12 protein-coding genes and 2 pseudogenes are annotated in these 18598 nt (G+C 43.9%); 5 read left to right on the top strand and 9 right to left on the bottom strand.

Going from position 1 to position 18598, the window contains the following annotated elements:
• Positions 1-23: 23 nt before the first annotated feature.
• The 4 genes from LC586_RS20145 to LC586_RS20160 form a co-directional block, all read right to left on the bottom strand.
• Positions 24-518 (bottom strand): DUF427 domain-containing protein, encoded by a 495-nt coding sequence (locus LC586_RS20145; RefSeq protein ID WP_229486488.1) that lies wholly within the window; start codon positions 516-518, stop codon positions 24-26.
• A gap of 2 nt (positions 519-520) precedes the next feature.
• Entirely contained in the window at positions 521-1882 is a 1362-nt protein-coding gene (gene ovoA / locus LC586_RS20150) for a 5-histidylcysteine sulfoxide synthase (protein ID WP_229486489.1), read from the bottom strand.
• Positions 1883-2484: 602 nt separating this feature from the next.
• Positions 2485-4641 carry a polyribonucleotide nucleotidyltransferase gene (locus LC586_RS20155; protein WP_229486490.1) on the bottom strand — a complete coding sequence of 719 codons (2157 nt, stop codon included), beginning with the start codon at positions 4639-4641 and terminating at the stop codon, positions 2485-2487.
• 159 nt (positions 4642-4800) lie between these two features.
• Positions 4801-5346: a GNAT family N-acetyltransferase gene (locus LC586_RS20160; protein ID WP_229486491.1), complete on the bottom strand. Its 546-nt coding sequence runs from the start codon at positions 5344-5346 to the stop codon at positions 4801-4803.
• A 143-nt stretch (positions 5347-5489) separates the two neighbouring features.
• On the opposite strand from LC586_RS20160, the gene LC586_RS20165 reads away from it, so the two are divergent.
• Together LC586_RS20165 and LC586_RS20170 are read left to right on the top strand one after the other, a co-directional pair.
• Positions 5490-10250: a sll1366 family intein-prone helicase gene (locus LC586_RS20165; protein WP_229486492.1), complete on the top strand. Its 4761-nt coding sequence runs from the start codon at positions 5490-5492 to the stop codon at positions 10248-10250.
• Positions 10251-10321: 71 nt separating this feature from the next.
• Positions 10322-11158: an SWIM zinc finger family protein gene (locus tag LC586_RS20170; RefSeq protein ID WP_229486493.1), complete on the top strand. Its 837-nt coding sequence runs from the start codon at positions 10322-10324 to the stop codon at positions 11156-11158.
• Positions 11159-11248: 90 nt separating this feature from the next.
• On the opposite strand, the pseudogene LC586_RS20175 reads toward LC586_RS20170, so the two are convergent.
• The 5 genes and pseudogenes from LC586_RS20175 to psbD all read right to left on the bottom strand — a co-directional run.
• A pseudogene (locus LC586_RS20175) lies at positions 11249-11638 on the bottom strand (IS1634 family transposase); the annotation flags it as partial.
• A gap of 15 nt (positions 11639-11653) precedes the next feature.
• Positions 11654-11791, bottom strand: a pseudogene (locus LC586_RS40735) (DUF4277 domain-containing protein); the annotation flags it as partial.
• Between the two features lie 5 nt (positions 11792-11796).
• Positions 11797-11979, bottom strand: coding sequence for a PCP reductase family protein (locus LC586_RS20185; protein WP_229486494.1), 183 nt, complete (start codon positions 11977-11979; stop codon positions 11797-11799).
• Between the two features lie 129 nt (positions 11980-12108).
• Complete coding sequence (gene psbC, locus LC586_RS20190; protein ID WP_229486495.1) at positions 12109-13500, bottom strand: photosystem II reaction center protein CP43; 1392 nt, start codon at positions 13498-13500, stop codon at positions 12109-12111.
• The gene (psbD, locus tag LC586_RS20195; RefSeq protein WP_100900373.1) at positions 13484-14539 is read right to left on the bottom strand and encodes a photosystem II D2 protein (photosystem q(a) protein); all 1056 of its coding nucleotides are present in this window, start codon (positions 14537-14539) and stop codon (positions 13484-13486) included. Before psbD ends, psbC begins: the two co-directional genes overlap by 17 nt.
• Before the next feature lie 1001 nt (positions 14540-15540).
• Here psbD and LC586_RS20200 point away from each other — a divergent pair.
• From LC586_RS20200 to LC586_RS20210, 3 genes are all read left to right on the top strand, one after another.
• Positions 15541-16110 (top strand): photosystem I assembly protein Ycf4, encoded by a 570-nt coding sequence (locus LC586_RS20200; RefSeq protein ID WP_118171578.1) that lies wholly within the window; start codon positions 15541-15543, stop codon positions 16108-16110.
• A gap of 157 nt (positions 16111-16267) precedes the next feature.
• The gene (locus LC586_RS20205) at positions 16268-17068 is read left to right on the top strand and encodes a peptidylprolyl isomerase (protein ID WP_229486496.1); all 801 of its coding nucleotides are present in this window, start codon (positions 16268-16270) and stop codon (positions 17066-17068) included.
• Between the two features lie 250 nt (positions 17069-17318).
• A complete protein-coding gene (locus tag LC586_RS20210) occupies positions 17319-18464 on the top strand; it encodes a beta-ketoacyl-ACP synthase (protein WP_229486497.1) in 1146 nt (381 codons plus the stop codon).
• The last annotated feature ends 134 nt before the right edge of the window (positions 18465-18598 follow it).

Genomic DNA, 18598 nt, shown 5'->3' on the forward strand with positions numbered 1-18598 from the left:
ACGCCTTTATTCTGTTTGAAAAATTACCATCCCATTGTTCCTGGGCTACCTTTAAATGGCCCGACAATATCAGCAGTAATCCATCCCCCGTAAAAATCGCCAGGTTGAGACATAACTAGCTGATCATTTACATAGCAAGCATCCATTAAACTAGGGTAAAAAGCATAGTATTCTTGAATCGTTACAAAATCAGGTGTGGGTTCAATATATCGCCAAACAGCGTTATTTATATACTTATCACCGATGCTGATATCATAATATTGACATTTACCTTTCCATTCACACCAAGTTTTTTTAGGTGTTTCTATCAGATATTCTAGTTTAATGTCTTCTGAAGCAAGGTAATAAACCGGAGGATGGCTAGTTTCTAAGACTCTTTTAGCTTTAGTTGTTTCTGCTAAAACAATACCATTACAAATTATCCGAATTGATTTGTTGCTATCTTCTAAACGAGCCGGACGAGGATAATCCCAAACTGATTCTTGACCGGGTTCTGGTATGATTGGATTTGGTCGCATTCTCAACAATCTCCTTTCAAATCTTGAGCAATTCTAAAACCAGCGTGTTGATAAAAGTAGGGACGAAACCAGTTGCGATAGGTTGGTAATGCCATTGAACCATTAGTAGCCCAAGAACCGCCAAGCATCATCTGATGTTTATCATCAAAAAAGGGTGCTGCTTGATCTTCATAAAGCGGATGAGGTTGAAATCCTGGTAAAGCGTTGAATGTGTCCCCTAACCATTCCCAGACGTTTCCTCTGAGATCGTAAAGCCCAGAAGCGCTATTAGCTGGTTTGAACATTCCCACTGGGCTGGGGGAAATGAATTGTAAGTTGAGATTATAATTACTTGATAAGTGCTTATCCTCAGAGGTAAGTAAGGCTTGATTCCATTCGGCTTCAGTCATCAAGCGGATTTCTGAGCCTTGAGAACGACAAAATGCGATCGCTTCATAGTAATTGACTTCCACAGGCCAGTCTAGGGGTAAGTCTATTTCGTCGAATATGGCTCGATAGTGGTAGCCATCCTGGAAGGGTATCCAGAATTTCGGATGTTGGACGTTGTAGAGTTGCTTCCAATCCCAAGATTCAGCATTCCAGTAATCTGGATTATTGTAACCACCAGCTTGAACAAATTTCAAATATTCGCCGTTAGTGATGAGATATTGACTAGCTAAAAACGGTTTCACTTCAACAGTGCGATCGCCATATTCGCTATCCCAACCATAAGTAAGATCATCCTTGGGTTTTCCTAATTTCACTACACCATCTGGAACCCGGCGCATTTCATTGTTGGGAATTTTACCCTTACTAGGTGCGTAATTCCAGCCTTGGGGACGTTTTAGGCGATCGGTAGGCAATTGACGCACCAGCATCGAAGAGGTTTCAAAGTGAATCCGACTATGTTCTATTCCCATCAGCAAAGCCCAGAAGGGATGCTGTTGATGAATCGGGAGATCCAGGGAAGTCTTTTGAATAACTTTTGCGATCGCTTCTCGCGCCTTGTCTCGATATTGCCAAACTTTTTCTACATCAGGCCAGCTAACTCCTTGCATAGCTGCGTCGAGTTCTGTCGGTGTTTGTGGATCAACTCCGATTTCAAATAGGGTTTCGTATTGTGAATTAATTCCAGCTTTGATTAAACCAACGCCAATTAACTTATTGATGAAAAAAACAGCTGAGTGACCAAGATAAAAAATTATCCGGTTTCTTAAAGGATCGGGGTTAAAATAAAAAGTTTCTTTCTCAACCAAACTTTTCATGAGTGTTTCTTCAAGTTCCCAAGAATTCTCAAAGTAATTGAGCAGGTTTTGTGAACTGCAATCATTGAGTGTGGGGACTTGAGTTGATGTCAGTTTATTTATGGTTAGAACTAAAGCCATGATATTTTTGACAGAGCATTCCTAGCACAAATTACATAAACTACGACTTCTTACAAAAAAAGTGTTGTTCATCACATTTTGTTTTGTGTCGTTATGATCAGACAATTTACTCAATTTGTAAATAGATAAAAAGTGTAGTTAAAATTACTCTAATTACGGCTTGTCAAAATAATATAAATAATGTATTAACGTTGAACAAGTATTAGAAAACTTTAAACAAAATCTATTCAGATATAGCCATTTATTGGCTATAATCTCTATTGAGAGCAGTAATCTGCTACCTCAGACTGATTAAGAAGACCTTAATCAATAAAAAAAGTAATCCCGTCAAGGGATAGGGGATGTCTGGTAGTACATCCAAGGCGACTAATCCCAATATCTAAGGATGTCCATCCTGAATTTGGGGTAGCTTAAACCTAAATTTCAAACGTCTGACTATATTTGACTATGAGATTTGGAACTATAAGCGAGGTTAAAACATTTATTAACTGTCTTATTGCTATCAAGTTAAGATTGCAACTAATTAGAGAAGCATACGGCGATGCCTTCACAGTAGGCATCGCGGATTTTAGATTTTATCTAATCTAAAATCCCAAATCGAGTTACCGATTCACCGCCGCAGCTTCCCGTGCTGCTGTTGCTTGATCTGGGTGGATACCCAAGCGAGTGAGATTAATCCGACCTTTGTTATCAATTTCGCGCACTTTGATAATCACTTCGTCGCCCACCGCTACTTCATCCTCAACTTTGCCAACGCGGTAGTCAGCTAGTTGTGAGATGTGGATCATCCCTTCTTTTCCAGGCAGAAATTCCACAAATGCACCTATCGGTATAATCCGAGTGATGCGTCCTGCGTAGACATCCCCTTCGTGTAACTTGCGGGTCATGCCTTGGATGATGTTTCTGGCTCTCTTGGCCTTGTTCTCATCCACAGCAGAAATTGTCACGGTGCCATCATCTTCGATGTCAATTTTTGCACCAGTTTCCTCTGTAATCCCCTTAATCGTCTTACCTCCAGGCCCGATGACTAGACCAATCATGTCTGAATCAATCTTGATTGTTAACAGACGTGGGGCATAAGGTGAGGTTTCAGGCCGCGCCGTGTCAATGCAGGCGAGCATTTTCTCCAGAATGTGCAACCGGGCTGATTTGGCTTGGTGGACGGCTTGGGCAATAACCTCCAACGACAAACCGGAGATTTTCATATCCATTTGCAAGGCGGTAATCCCGACATCCGTTCCAGCAACTTTGAAGTCCATGTCGCCCAAAAAGTCTTCAATGCCCTGAATATCGGTGAGGACTCGCACTTCGTCTCCTTCCTTAATCAGACCCATTGCTGCGCCACTAACGGGTTTGATAATTGGTACACCAGCATCCATCAGAGCTAGGGTGGAACCGCACACTGAACCCATTGAAGTGGAACCGTTGGAGGAAAGTACTTCCGAGACGATGCGAATCACGTAGGGAAATTGTTCTTTTGACGGTAGCACAGGTAGTAGCGCTCGTTCTGCTAATGCGCCGTGACCAATTTCGCGCCTTCCTGGGGCCCGCATTGGCTTGGTTTCCCCGACTGAGAAAGGCGGGAAGTTGTAATGGTGCAGATAACGTTTGTGTTGATCTAGCTGCATGTCATCGTTGAGGTTTTGGGCATCCCCAGGTGTACCCAAAGTACAAGTGGATAATACCTGAGTTAGTCCCCGGTTAAATAAACCGCTCCCGTGGACTCGTTTTGGTAAGACATCAACTAAACAAGAAACAGGTCGCACTTCATCAAGTTTACGACCATCAACGCGAACGTTATCTTCGACGATTTGCCGCCGCATGAAGTATTTGGTAATATCTTTAAAAGTGTTACCAAGTGCCTTGCTATTTGCAGTTGCGGCAACTCGAATTGGATCTTCTTCTGGCAGTTGGGTGATCGTCGTGGCAATTTCATCCTTGACGACATCTAAAGCGGCATCGCGTTCAGGTTTGGTGAAAGTAAATTGAGACAGGATTTTCTTAATCTGACCACTAGCGCGATCGCGGATATAATTTTCTAGGGTCTGGTCTGCTTCTGGTGGTGCTTCTTGCACTATTACCAGACCCAGTTCTGCTACTAAATCTTGCTGCGCTTTGATTAAGTCCCGCACTGCTTCATAACCAAAGTCAATCGCCTCGATAATATCTCGCTCTGGCAATTGATTGGCTCCCGCCTCCACCATGATTACGCCATGTGGTGAACCTGCTACTACTAGATCCAAGTCTCCAGCTTCAATTTCTGCGTATGTAGGGTTAATGATAAAATCATCTCCCACTAAACCAACCCGCACTGCTGCCATTGGCCCATTAAAAGGAATTTGGGCAATTAGGGTAGCGATGGAAGCGCCTGTAACAGCTAACACATCGGGTGGAACTAACTCGTCCATCGACATCGTTAAGGCAATAATTTGCAGGTCATCCCGTAGCCATGAGGGGAACAGGGGACGCATGGGGCGGTCTATAAGACGGCTGGTGAGAATTGTTTTTTCTGGTGGACGACCTTCTCGGCGCATGATCCCTCCGGGAATCCTACCAGCGGCATATAGCCTTTCTTCATAATCTACTGTAAGGGGAAGAAAATCAATGCCTTCTCTGGCTTGCGATCGCGTAGCCGTCACTAAAACGGATGTGTCCCCTGATTCTATCAAAACCGACCCACCAGCCTGGGGAGCTAGTAGGCCTACTTTCAGTCGAATATCCCTTCCATCGAAGGATATTGACTTATCAACTTCTGCCATTCAGTTTTTTTTCCTTGTCTTTCGCTATTCTCTTTCTGTGGCAATCCTAACATTTATGCACTATGACTGACTTCTAGTACATACAAAGATAACTGTTGACTGATGACTGTTGACGCTTAACACTCATCAGTCAACAGTTAAGGCTGCAAAAGGCATCTTTTAAGGCAAAGTGCGATAAAACATTAGCGCGTCTGCCATCTGGTCATTTTCCAGCTTCGCCGCACGCGGAATGCGCCCAATGATCTCAAATCCTAACGACTGCCAAAGTGTAATTGAAGGTATATTAGTTTCAAAGACCAAATTGAACATTACTGCTTCGTAGCCCAGGTTTGCTGCTATTAAGAGCATAGCCTCTCCCATGAACCGCCCGATCCCCTGACCACGTAACCCAGGTTGTACAATAAAACCAGCGTTGCAAATATGGCAACACCGACCGGGGAAGTTTGGTTTTAAATAAAACGCCCCTAATATTTCTTTTGGTTTGTATGTAGGATCTACAACAGATGTTCTGACAACAAAGGCATCCTTGCTTAACCAGTAAGTAGAAAATTCTGCTTGAGATAGAGGTTGCTTTTGGGGATAGGTTTTACCTTCAACAATTACAACATTGAGTAATGCTTTTACAACCTCCTGTTCTTGAGGATGGATATAATCCAGTTCCACTAACACCCCGTTTTTTAAGACTTTAATTAGGGGAAATCTCATTATTAACAATGTTTATGTGAAATAATTAATTAAATATTTATTATATGAGAAACTTGGGCAAGAAATCTTCTTGAGAAGATGCAAAAAGTAGAATAAGTGCAATTTTAATTCTGGAGTTTTGGGAAAATTTGAGTAGTTAGCAAATGGCGATTTTACACGGTAATTGGTTACTAAAAAGTCAAAATGGTTGTTTATTTATTTGGGGGGAAACTTGGCGATCGCCACGAGTGAATTTCGAGCCTAATGGATCTGGAGATATACCACTACATCCATTGGCAATGACATCAGTTGAGTTGAGTGAGTGGTTGCGTTCCCAGAACATGGCGATTACCAACTTCATCCAGCAACCTCAAGTTGTGATGGCTACTACTGGGCGAACACGGAAAGCCGCCAGTGTCACTGAGATCAGTTTACCAACGCATTCGCAAATCATTGCCCTACCAACTTATATCCCAGAAGGTAGTGGCGAAGGAACAGCAGCGATTTTCCCTGTACATTCTGCCAGCTTGGGGCTAGACACAGACTCCCCGCAATATTTGCAACCGTGGCGAGTTGAGGGTTTTTGTCTTAACCCCAGCGAAGCAGTAAAATTTCTCGCTGCTGTTCCCCTAAATGCTGCTAACGGAGAAGATGCCTTTTTAGGAGGAGATTTACGTTTTTGGTCACAGGTTGCCCGATGGAGTTTAGATTTAATCTCGCGGTGTAAGTTTTTACCAACAATTGACCGACAATCAGACGGTGTATTTGCTGCTAAATGGCAAGTACTTTTAGACAGTGCAGTAGATGGAACCCGTCTAGAAAGATTTTCTGCGAATATGCCCTTGGTTTGTCGTACTTATCAGGAGGGACTGGGGACTGGGGACACAACGACTTGCTCAGTGCATCGCTGGGGACTGGGGACTGGGGAGGAGTTTTCCCAATCCCTACTTTATGTAAACTTCCCTAGCGAACCTCAAGAATTGTTGCTGGGATTTCTTAACAGTACAATAGATGCCCAAGTGCGAGGGATGGTAGGTTCCCAACCTCTAATGGAAGCCAAAGCGATGTCTACGACGGGCTACGCCTACGCATCTTTACCAACTGCGGTGCGCCAGTGGTTGCAAGCTTTAACCAATGCTTCTCATCGAGTCAATGCAGATGCAATTGAAGTGGAACGGTTGGAAGCGGCACTGAGGGCTTGGACTATGCCGTTACAATACCAATTAACTCTTAAAACTCTATTTCGTACTTGTTTTCAATTGCGTTCTCCAGAGTCTGGCGAAACAGATTGGACATTGGCGTATTTGCTGCAAGCGGCAGACGATCCTGAGTTTTTGGTGGATGCGACAACTATTTGGAACAATCCTGTTGAACGATTGGTTTATGAAAATCGAACAATTGAGCAACCACAGGAAACATTTTTGCGAGGTTTGGGGGTAGCTTCCAGATTATATCCAGCGATGTCTGGCGACAAGGCGCAAAGCGCCTACGCACCCAGTTTAGAAACCGAATATCCCCAATCTTGCCGCCTCACTCCCATGCAAGCTTATGAGTTTATCAAAGCTGTAGCTTGGAGGTTGGAAGACAGTGGTTTGGGAGTAATTTTGCCTCCCAGTTTAGCGAACCGCGAAGGATGGGCGAACCGTTTGGGTTTAAAAATTACTGCCGAAACCCCAAAGAAAAAGCAGGGACGCTTAGGATTGCAAAGTCTGCTGAATTTCCAATGGCAATTGGCAATTGGTGGACAAACTATTTCTAAAGCCGAGTTTGATAAACTTGTGGCTTTAAATAGTCCGCTAGTGGAAATTAACGGCGAGTGGGTGGAATTGCGGCCCCAAGACATCAAAACAGCCCAAACTTTTTTTACTACTCGCAAAGACCAAATGGCGCTTTCCTTGGAAGATGCCTTGCGTTTCAGTACAGGGGATACGCAGGTAATTGAAAAGTTGCCAGTAGTCAGCTTTGAGGCATCTGGGGCATTGCAAGAGTTGATTGGGGCGTTAACAAATAATCAGGCGCTTGAACCTTTGCCCACACCAACAGGCTTTAAAGGACAGTTGCGACCTTATCAAGAACGTGGTGCTGCTTGGCTGTCCTTCTTGGAACGTTGGGGCTTGGGTGCGTGTCTCGCCGACGATATGGGATTAGGTAAATGCGTAGCAAATGATACCCTAGTAAATGTAAATGGACTGTTACGCACAGCCGAGACAATCTGGACAACTCACGCTGGAGAAACAGAGTTTGACGGCGAAGGATTTTGGGCTAAACCCACAGAACAATTACTAGTTAATTCCATAGATGAAAAAACTGGCAAAATTGTCCAGGCGAATGTCAGACGGTTGTATCGGCAGCAAGTCCGCGAGAAATTACGAAAAATCACCCTAGAAGACGGTAATAGTATCACTATCACTCATCGTCACAAGCTGCTGACAAGTAAAGGTTGGACAAATAACTTACAGGTGGGCGATTACGTTTGTGTACCAAGTAAAACGCTTTGGAATGGAAAACCACAAGACCATGATTTAGTCAAGTTTCTCGCTTGGCAGATTGCCGAAGGGCATGAACTACCCGATGTGGGAATCACAATATCCCAAAAAGATACCAGAGTCCTAGAGGATCTACTCCAGACTTGCCAACGTATTCAAAACCGTTATAACCTCAAAATTAACAGCTCTAATATCTCTAACTTCCCTAACAGAGTTTCTGATCTTCGAGTTAACAGCCAAGCCTATCGGCGATTCTTAGAAGCTAAAGGTTATGTTTGGGGTAAGCTCTCGGCAGAAAAATCTATTCCGCCCTTCATTATGCAAGCAGACTTGGATAGTGTGCGGATATTTTTACAAAACTATTTCGATGCTGAATCTGCTGTTGTTTTGAGCATGGGGAGTATTGAGATTGCTACAGCTTCAGCTTTACTGATTCAGCAACTTTCTGCACTGTTGCGTCGTTTCGGCATTTGGTTGCGAATATCGCCCAAACTGAAGTGTGCCACTAATGGAACTCGTACTTTTCGCACCTACTATATCGGTGTGATTGGAGGAAAATCAGCCCGCAGATTTCTGCAAGAAATTGGTTTTAATAACTCAGAAAAACAGCAGAAATTAGAACAAATTTGTCAACTGGTAAGTAACACAAATATTGAAGGAATTCCTGCTTCTGATATGGTTGCCCAAACAGTCATAACAACAGGACTCCCGTTGCGGCATTTTGGGATGCACAACACTGTTTATATTAATGGCTCACAGCAATTTTCTAGAGATAGTTTACAGCGAGTAATAGCTGGGATGAGCCGCATGATTAGTGGAGAAGCTCAACAGCAGTATCAACTGCTAAAACCTTCCAAGTGGACAACTCAAACTTTGTCAGCCTATGGCAACCTAGATGTAGAACAGTTGAGTTTAACAAGGCAGTCTTTGCAATGTCTTCTCGACCAAGAGGTATTTTATTGTCGGATTGAGGCTATTGAGGATGTGGAGTACGAAGGGTGGGTTTACGACTTTGAAGTTAATAAACATCATAATTTCGTTGCTAACAATATTATTTGCCATAACACTGTCCAATTCATTGCCTTCCTTCTCCACTTGAAAGAACAAGATGCACTAGAAAATCCAACTCTATTGGTTTGTCCAACTTCTGTTTTAGGCAACTGGGAAAGGGAAGTAAATAAATTTGCACCAAGCCTGAAAATTTTGCAATATCACGGTGACAAACGCCCAAAAGGGAAAGCATTTTTAGAGGCAGTGAAAAAACACGATTTAATCGTTACTAGCTATTCACTGCTTCATCGAGATATCAAGTCATTGCAAAGTGTCTCTTGGCAGATAATTGTTTTAGACGAAGCCCAGAATGTGAAAAATCCAGAGGCGAAGCAGTCAAAAGCAGTACGGCAATTAGAAGCGACATTTCGGATTGCATTAACGGGGACGCCAGTAGAAAATAGACTGCAAGAACTCTGGTCTATTTTGGATTTTCTCAATCCAGGGTATTTAGGCAATAAGCAATTTTTTCAGCGTCGGTTTGCCATGCCAATTGAAAAGTATGGTGATACAGCTTCTTTGACTCAGTTACGTTCATTAGTACAACCATTTATACTGCGGCGATTAAAAAGCGATCGTGACATCATTCAAGACTTACCAGATAAGCAAGAAATGACCGTATTTTGCGGTCTGACTGGTGAACAAGCTGCACTTTATCAACAAATTGTAGAACAATCTTTAGTAGAAATAGAATCTGCTGAAGGATTGCAACGCCGGGGGATGATTTTAGCTTTGTTAATTAAACTCAAACAAATCTGCAATCATCCAGCACAATACTTAAAACAGGCGACATTAGAGCAACATAATTCAGCCAAACTTCTGCGGCTAGAAGAAATGTTAGAAGAAGTTTTAGCAGAAGGCGATAGAGCTTTGATCTTTACACAATTTGCTGAGTGGGGTAAATTACTTAAACCCTATTTAGAAAAACAGCTTGGGCGAGAAATATTCTTTTTATATGGCAGCACTAGCAAAAAACAACGTGAGGAAATGATCGACCGTTTCCAACACGACCCCCAAGGGCCACCGATTATGATTCTTTCTCTGAAAGCTGGTGGAGTAGGACTAAATTTAACACGAGCAAATCATGTATTCCATTTTGATAGATGGTGGAATCCAGCCGTTGAAAATCAAGCAACAGATAGAGTATTTCGGATTGGACAAACCCGGAATGTGCAAGTACATAAATTTGTTTGCACAGGCACTTTAGAAGAAAAAATTCATGACATGATTGAAAGTAAAAAACAATTAGCTGAACAAGTTGTGGGTGCAGGTGAAGAATGGTTAACTGAACTGGATACAGACCAGCTTCGTAACTTACTAATACTTGACCGCAGTGCAGTAATTGACGATGATGCAGAAGAAGTTCGTAGTAAGGACTTTAGTCCTTGATTTGAGCGCTAAACCACTCACTACAAACCCTCAAAATTAGTGCGGCACATTACTAAGTTTTTAAATTAATTATGACTAATTACACATTACAATCAAGTCGAGAATGGTGGTCACAACAATGGCTAGATTTGCTAGATTCCTATCGCTTTAAAAAACGTTTAGAACGTGCTAGAAATTATGCTCGTCAAGGAAATGTTTTGAGCATCGAATTTAAAGGTGCAAAAGTATTAGCTAGGGTGCAAGGTAGTGAAGTAGAGCCTTACAAAGTTTCTCTTTCCCTTGAACCTTTTAGTGATGAACAGTGGGGTTATGTAATTGAAACTATGTCCCAAAGAGCAATTTTTGCTGCCAAGCTGCTAGCAGGAGAAATGCCACAAAATATAGAAGAAGTATTCACGGCTAATGGTCTTTCGATATTTCCATTTACCCTTGCTGATGTCCAGAGTAAATGCTCTTGTCCTGATAAAGCAAATCCCTGTAAACACATTGGTGCCCTATACTATCAGTTAGGCGATCGCTTCAGTGAAGATCCCTTTGTACTATTTCAATTGCGCGGACGCACTAAAGAGCAAATTATTAGCGATTTACGCCAATTACGTAGTGCCAAGATTAAACCTAATACCACAGAAACGCCCGATATTCAACAGTCAATTCCTAATAACAAATACTCAGTAAAAATTGACTCTTTCTGGCAATACAATGAGCCACTAGAGTCATCATTGGTAGTGATTGCGCCATCCACTAATGAGATGGTTTTAGATGTATTAGGAGCAATCCCTCTTGCGAAGGAAGAGGAAAATGCAGTAAATTCAACTTCCAGTGATGTAGTAATGAAGTATTTGAATACAGTTTACAGAGATGTGAGCCAGAAGGCTTTTTTAGCTGCAATGAATGTGGGAGGAAGTTGATATTAATTCGTAATTCGCAATTATTTTTCGTGAGATTGTTGTAATTTTAGTTTCAGACCAAAGTGCTGTAGCCCACATTCCGCAGGTTAGTTAAGAAAGAAGATAATATTTTCGACAAGGGGAACCAAAAAACTGAAGAATCAATTGCCTTTCCGGGGTTAAGTTAGCAATTTGCTTGATTTGGTCAACTGTAAGCAAATGAATCGACATAAAACATTGAAATACCCAGCACAAAGTAGGAGTAGAAGTCGGTTTACCCAATTGATTATCAATAGTTTTTTTCGCCCTTTCCAATGCCTGGCGTAGAGCTTTTTGACCCAAACTATAAACCAGCAGACACAAACCCATAACCATTGCTAATGCAGCAACTCGCTCAGTTGAGTTGAGGAAAACACTGGAAGTAAAAAATAAAGGATCTTTAAGAAATCGGAAACCCCGCTCAGTAGACTGTTGTGCCTTGTATTCACTTAATACATCATCATCTATTACTTCTTGCGGATGGCTTCCTAGTAGCCGATTGATTTGCTCTACTAGTTCCATTTCGTCACAGATGCCTGCGACTATGCCGCAGTGGTCAATATCCTGTACTCTTATATCTAATCGTGATGCTGTCATGCTTCTAAAATGCAGCATTTAGGTCATTTTTTAAAATACAGCATTTTCCGATCGCACCTGCGGAATCTAGGCTCTTGACCTACTTCACGAGCCAGTTGTTCAATTCTGGCTCTAGCTTGAGCGCGGACAAAAAAGGGAATATTTTGCAATTTTTCCTTAGCTTCATCTGTCCATCGCAAAGCATCAATAAAATTGGAATCGCTCATATTATTAATTATCTTGGTAAGTCACTCAGTTAATCAATAGATTATTAATTTTCTTATAAAAAAAGCCCTTGCTTTTATGCAAGAGCCTCTAAATGATTTAATTATCAGTGATGAAAGAAACTTTACAACCTAATCTAGGTCGTCCATGAACATCACTGGCTCAGTATCACGGTTAATTCCTTTCTCAAAACCACCAGCCGCAGCCCGTGCGCGACCAGCGTGCCACAAGTGACCAACTAGGAAGAAGAATCCTAGTACGAAGTGAGAAGTCGCCAACCAAGCGCGAGGAGATACGTAGTTGAAGGAGTTAATTTCAGTAGCCACACCACCCACGGAGTTCAAAGAACCCAGAGGAGCATGGGTCATGTATTCAGCAGCGCGACGAGCTTGCCAAGGCTGAATATCGTTCTTGATTTTTTCCAGGTCAAGACCATTGGGACCACGTAGAGGCTCCAACCAAGGGCCACGGAAATCCCAGAAGCGCATGGTTTCACCACCGAAGATGATTTCACCAGTTGGAGAGCGCATTAGGTATTTACCTAGACCAGTGGGGCCTTGGGCAGAACCAACGTTAGCACCCAAGCGTTGGTCACGAATCAAGAAGGTCAAAGCCTGAGCTTGAGAAGCTTCTGGGCCAGTAGGGCCGAAGAATTCGCTGGGATAAACGGTGTTGTTAAACCAAACAAAGATCGAGGCAATGAAGCCCATCAGTGAGAGAGCGCCCAAGCTGTAGGAGAGGTAAGCCTCACCAGACCAGATGGATGCACGGCGTGACCAAGCAAAAGGCTTGGTAAGAATGTGGAAAATACCGCCAGCAATACAGATAAAGGCAACCCAGATGTGACCACCGACCACATCTTCCAAGTTATCGACGCTGACAATCCAGCCTTCGCCACCGAAGGGAGACTTGATTACATAACCGAAGATGACTGCTGGGTTCAATGTCGGATTGGTAATAATACGAACATCACCACCGCCTGGTGCCCAGGTGTCATACAAACCACCAAAGAACATTGCCTTTAGCACCAACAGCAGCGCACCGCATCCCAAAATAATCAGATGGAATCCGATGATGTTGGTCATCTTGTTCTTGTCTTTCCAGTCGTAACCAAAGAAAGAAGAGTATTCTTCTAAGGTTTCTGGGCCACGAACAGCATGATAGATACCGCCAAAGCCAAGGACGGCTGAGGAAATTAGGTGGAGTACACCGACAACAAAGTAGGGGAAGGTGTCGATAACTTCACCACCAGCACCAACACCCCAACCTTGGGTAGCAAGGTGAGGTAACAGGATCAAGCCCTGCTCGTACATGGGCTTTTCGGGAACGAAGTGAGCGACTTCAAACAAAGTCATCGCTCCAGCCCAGAATACAATCAAACCAGAATGGGCAACGTGAGCACCCAGTAGTTTGCCAGATAGATTGATTAAACGCGCGTTACCAGACCACCAGGCAAAGCCAGTGGATTCTTGGTCGCGTCCAGTACCGCCTAATATATTTGGTCTATTAGAGAGCGTTACCACGTGGTAATACCTCCTCAGGGAATACAAATTGTTCGTGGGGTTGATCTTGAGGAGCCATCCAAGCGCGGATACCCTCATTCAGCAAAATGTTTTTGGTATAGAAGGTTTCAAACTCCGGGTCTTCCGCCGCCCGTAATTCTTGGGAGACGAAATCATAAGCCCGCAGGTTGAGTGCTAAACCGACGATGCCGACCGCACTCATCCACAAGCCTGTAACTGGCACGAACAACATGAAGAAGTGCAACCAGCGTTTGTTTGAGAAGGCAATACCGAAAATCTGTGACCAGAAACGGTTTGCCGTCACCATTGAGTAGGTTTCTTCAGACTGGGTTGGATTGAAGGCGCGGAAGGTGTTAGCACCATCACCGTCTTCAAACAAGGTATTTTCGACTGTGGCTCCGTGAATGGCGCACAATAGAGCGCCACCCAATACACCCGCAACACCCATCATGTGGAAGGGGTTGAGTGTCCAGTTGTGGAACCCTTGCAGGAATAGTAGAAACCGGAAAATAGCAGCCACACCAAAGCTGGGTGCAAAGAACCACGACGATTGTCCCAAGGGGTACATCAGGAATACACTGACGAATACCGCAATCGGAGCTGAGAAGGCAAGGGCGTTGTAAGGACGGATACCTACTAGACGGGCAATTTCAAATTGCCGCAACATGAAGCCAATTAAACCGAAGGCTCCGTGCAGGGCCACGAATGGCCACAAGCCACCCAATTGGAACCAACGGGTGAGGTTGCCTTGGGCTTCTGGCCCCCACAACAGCAGTAGGGAGTGTCCCATGCTGTCGGCGGGGGTGGATACTGCCACTGTTAGGAAGTTACAGCCTTCTAGGTAGGAGGAGGCTAACCCGTGGGTATACCAAGAGGTGACGAAGGTGGTACCGGTCAGCCAACCGCCTAGTGCTAGGAAGGCGCAGGGGAACAATAATATCCCTGACCAACCTACGAATACGAAGCGATCGCGCTTGAGCCAGTCGTCTAAAACGTCAAACCACCCTCTACTAGGGGCGCGTCCAACTGCGATGGTCATCGGACTAATCCTCTTTTTACTAAAATTGCAACGTTTCTAAGACAGTGCGGAGAGCCAGTGTAACCGACTGCCGTGAGGAATTAACGTTTTTTTTGACAATCTCAACAGCGTGAAAGCAATTGAGATTCTGAGAGAAATCCTGATTTCACTAATCAGCATTTCTCTTTCTTTATGCCATTACACGTACCATCAGCTAGTAATCTAGCTTGTGGTAACTTAATGATTCTTAACTTATCATACTACTCAGGGTTTTTGCCTGATACACAGAAGCAAATCAGTCATGAAACACAAACCTTATAAATAATATAAATATCAGAAATTTTACAATTTGACACAACTTTTCTCAGAAATGTAAAAAAATTTAGTCTACCTCGACGTAGATAGGGAACTCATTCCCAAAAGGTGAAAAACAGGCAGGGAGCAGGGAGGACAGAGGACAGAGGGGCAGGGGAAGTAGGGGGAGAAAAGAATTACTGAACAATAACCCTCTGGCTCTTGAGCCTCAAGAGCCTCCCCTGCTTATCCGAACCGTATTTGGGGAAAAAGAATTTTTATCAGCCATTGAGTGAAGAAATTTAAGACTTAGTGCCCTAACAAATTATATTAAGTAGCAGGAACAGGGAAGGGGGCAGTTGAGTTTTTGTCAACAATGTTTGGTAAAATGTGGATGGTTACTTCGCCGCCACAGTCGTTGATACACCTCTGGAAAAACTATGTGAAACGTTGGACAAGGGGAAAGGAAGTTGGCACATCTTGACTAATACAAATAGCCTAAGTGGTTTGTCCCATAGCGCAAGTAAGCCATCATCCGGGACAGTAAAATTTGTAGGGTACAGGGTAAAAAATTCATCGTCTGCGGTAAAGTATACCGTGGACTTAAAACAAAGCTTCAGTGCCTCCTAAGCAATAGCCGGATTGGTACAGAAGCACACACTCTATGCAAGAGCATTCAGTGTGCTTTGTATATCACAGCGAGTATCTTACGGGGCAATGGTAGTTCAATGACGGCATCAACAACGATTAACAAAGGCGATCGCCTCCTGCATCAAAATGTTCTCGGTTCTCGTCGGTTCAGTAACTATTGCTGGGCAACTATCGTTACCTTGGGAGCAAGCGGCTTTTTATTGGCTGGGATATCCAGTTATTTAAAAGTTAATTTACTCATAGTTTCCGATCCAACTCAACTGGTATTCGTCCCCCAAGGATTGGTAATGGGGCTATATGGTACTGCTGGCTTGCTATTAGCTACATACCTGTGGCTAGTGATTTTATGGGACGTGGGAGGCGGTTACAACGAATTTAATCAGGAAACAGGCACAATCAAAATATTCCGTTGGGGATTTCCTGGCAAAAACCGCCGAATTGAGATTGACGGCCGCATAGAAGATGTGCAGTCCGTGCGAATAACCGTTAAAGAAGGTCTTAATCCCCTTCGCGCCCTTTATCTACGCATTAAGGGCCGGCGAGATATACCCTTAACACGGGTTGGACAACCGTTATCTTTAACAGAGTTGGAAACAGAAGGCGCAAAATTAGCTCGCTTTTTGGGAGTGTCATTAGAAGGGCTGTAAGGGAGTGGGGATGAGGGAGCGGGGGGAGCAGGGGAGGCAGGGGAAGAAGAATTATTGATTAATGACCAATGCTCAATGCCCAATTCCCAATGCCCAATGCCCAATTCCCAATGCTCCTGAAAACGATAAGATACTCTGGTTAAATCGGTAACAGGCAATGCGGTTAAAAATTTCACAATTTTTGCTTTCTCTTGTGATTATCAGTGCCTTGATGTTGGGAGGATGTTCAACACAGCAAGTCGCTTCTAATACATCTTCTCCAATCTCGGCAGCTACCTCGATCACAAGCGAGGCAAGCACCAAGACAACTAGTGAAGCAACATCTGTATCTCAAACTAATACTGAGAGTATTCCTGGACTGGCAGATTTACCACGCCTTGAAGGCAAGGCTACTGTGGTGCTAACGGTTAAAGGCTCACCGATTACTATCGAAGTAGACGGCACTAATGCCCCCATTACAGCTGGCAACTTCGTAGATTTAGTGCAGAAGGGTGTCTACGATGGTTTAGCTTTCCATCGAGTTGTACGCGAACCCCAACCGTTTGTAGTTCAAGGGGGCGATCCCCAAAGCAAAGACCCGAAAATTTCAGCAGATAGACTGGGAACAGGTAGTTATATTGACCCAAAAACGGGAAATGCTCGTTATATACCTTTAGAAATTAAGTCAAAAGGTTCAGATACTCCAATTTACAATAAACCCTTTGATGCTACAGCTCAAGCCGTAGTATTGCCCCATAAACAGGGTGCAGTAGCGATGGCACGATCGCAATCACCAGACTCCGCTTCTGCCCAGTTTTACTTTGCTTTAGCGGATTTAGCCTTCTTAGATGGTAGCTACGCCGTGTTTGGCAATGTCACTCAAGGCTTTGATGTAGTGAACAAAATTAAGCAAGGCGATCGCATTGACTCTGCTAAAGTCACCCAAGGTGCTGAAAATCTCAAAACACCAGGGCAGTAGGAAGAGAGCAGGGGGAGCAGGGGGAGATGAGGGAGCAGGGGGAGATGAGGGAGTAAAGGGAGCAAACAAGCGATTATTCTTCTTCATCCCCCTCATCTCCCTCATCTTCCTCATCCCCTCATCCCCCCAAATTGCAAGATGAGGGAGCAGGGGGAGATGAGGGAGTAAAGGGAGCAAACAAGCGATTATTCTTCTTCATCCCCCTCATCTCCCTCATCTTCCTCATCCCCTCATCCCCCCAAATTGCAAATTGGTTAAGGTTTGTGTCACTGGTATTGGTCTAATTTCCGCCTTGGGTGGAAACTTAGAGGATAGCTGGCAAAATTTAATTGCAGGTAAATCTGGAATTCGATTACATCAACCATTTCCAGAACTTACACCACTTCCTCTAGGTTTGATTGGTCAACAACCATCTGAATTGACAATGTTGACTCAGATGGTTGTTGCTTCTGCTTTGCAAGATTCTGGGTTAGTTTCACATGCAGCTGATTGTGCTGTAGTCATTGGATCGAGTCGCTCTTATCAAGCGTCTTGGGAAATTATGGCGCGGCAAATGTATGAAGACGTGGCGAATTTGCCTGTGTCCTCTTTTGGAAATTGGCTAGATACATTACCTCACATGAATGCGATCGCAGCTGCCAGGCAAATCGGTGCATCTGGAATGGTTTTAGCACCGATGGCAGCTTGTGCTACTGGAATTTGGTCTATTTCTCAAGCAGCTTTGCTTATACAAACTGGGCAATGTCAACAGGCGATCGCTGGCGCAGTGGAAGCACCAATTACACCCCTAACTTTAGCTGGGTTTCAGCAGATGGGTGCTTTGGCGAAAACTGGGGCTTATCCCTTTGATTTGTACCGAGAAGGCTTAGTGTTGGGCGAAGGCGCAGCTGTGTTTGTCTTAGAATCAGCAGAGTTGGCAAAACAGCGTCAAGCAAAAGTGTATGGTGAAATTCTCGGTTTTGGCTTAACCAACGATGCATATCATGCTAATTCACCAGAACCTGAAGGGAAAAGTGCGATCGCTGCCATCAAACAATGTCTAGAACGTAGTTGTCTCTCACCAGGTGATATTGATTATATTCATGCTCATGGCACAGCTACCCAGCTAAATGACCAAATGGAGAGCATAGTAATCCAGCGTTTGTTTCCCCAAGGGGTAGCAGTTAGTTCCACCAAAGGAAGCACAGGTCATACACTAGGGGCATCTGGAGCTTTAGGTGTGGCTTTTTCTCTCATGGCATTAAAGCATCAAATATTACCACCTTGTGTAGGATTGCAGCAGCCAGAGTTTGATTTAAATATTGTTACGGCAGCACGTCTAAGTAAAATTCGGCAGGTATTATGTTGCAGTTTTGGCTTTGGGGGACAGAATGCAGCGATCGCATTAGCAAGGTGAAATAGTCTTTGACACTCCCCATGCGTAAACGCAGGGGATTCCAGCGTCACTGACGTTCCTTGCTTTTACAGGTCTTTCGACCAATAGAAGTAGAGGGAACATCTCGACTGGCGTTACTTCCCGGATGCCCTCCG

Origin of the sequence: Nostoc favosum CHAB5714 (genome assembly GCF_020829495.1) — a bacterium.
Taxonomy (GTDB): domain Bacteria; phylum Cyanobacteriota; class Cyanobacteriia; order Cyanobacteriales; family Nostocaceae; genus Nostoc; species Nostoc favosum.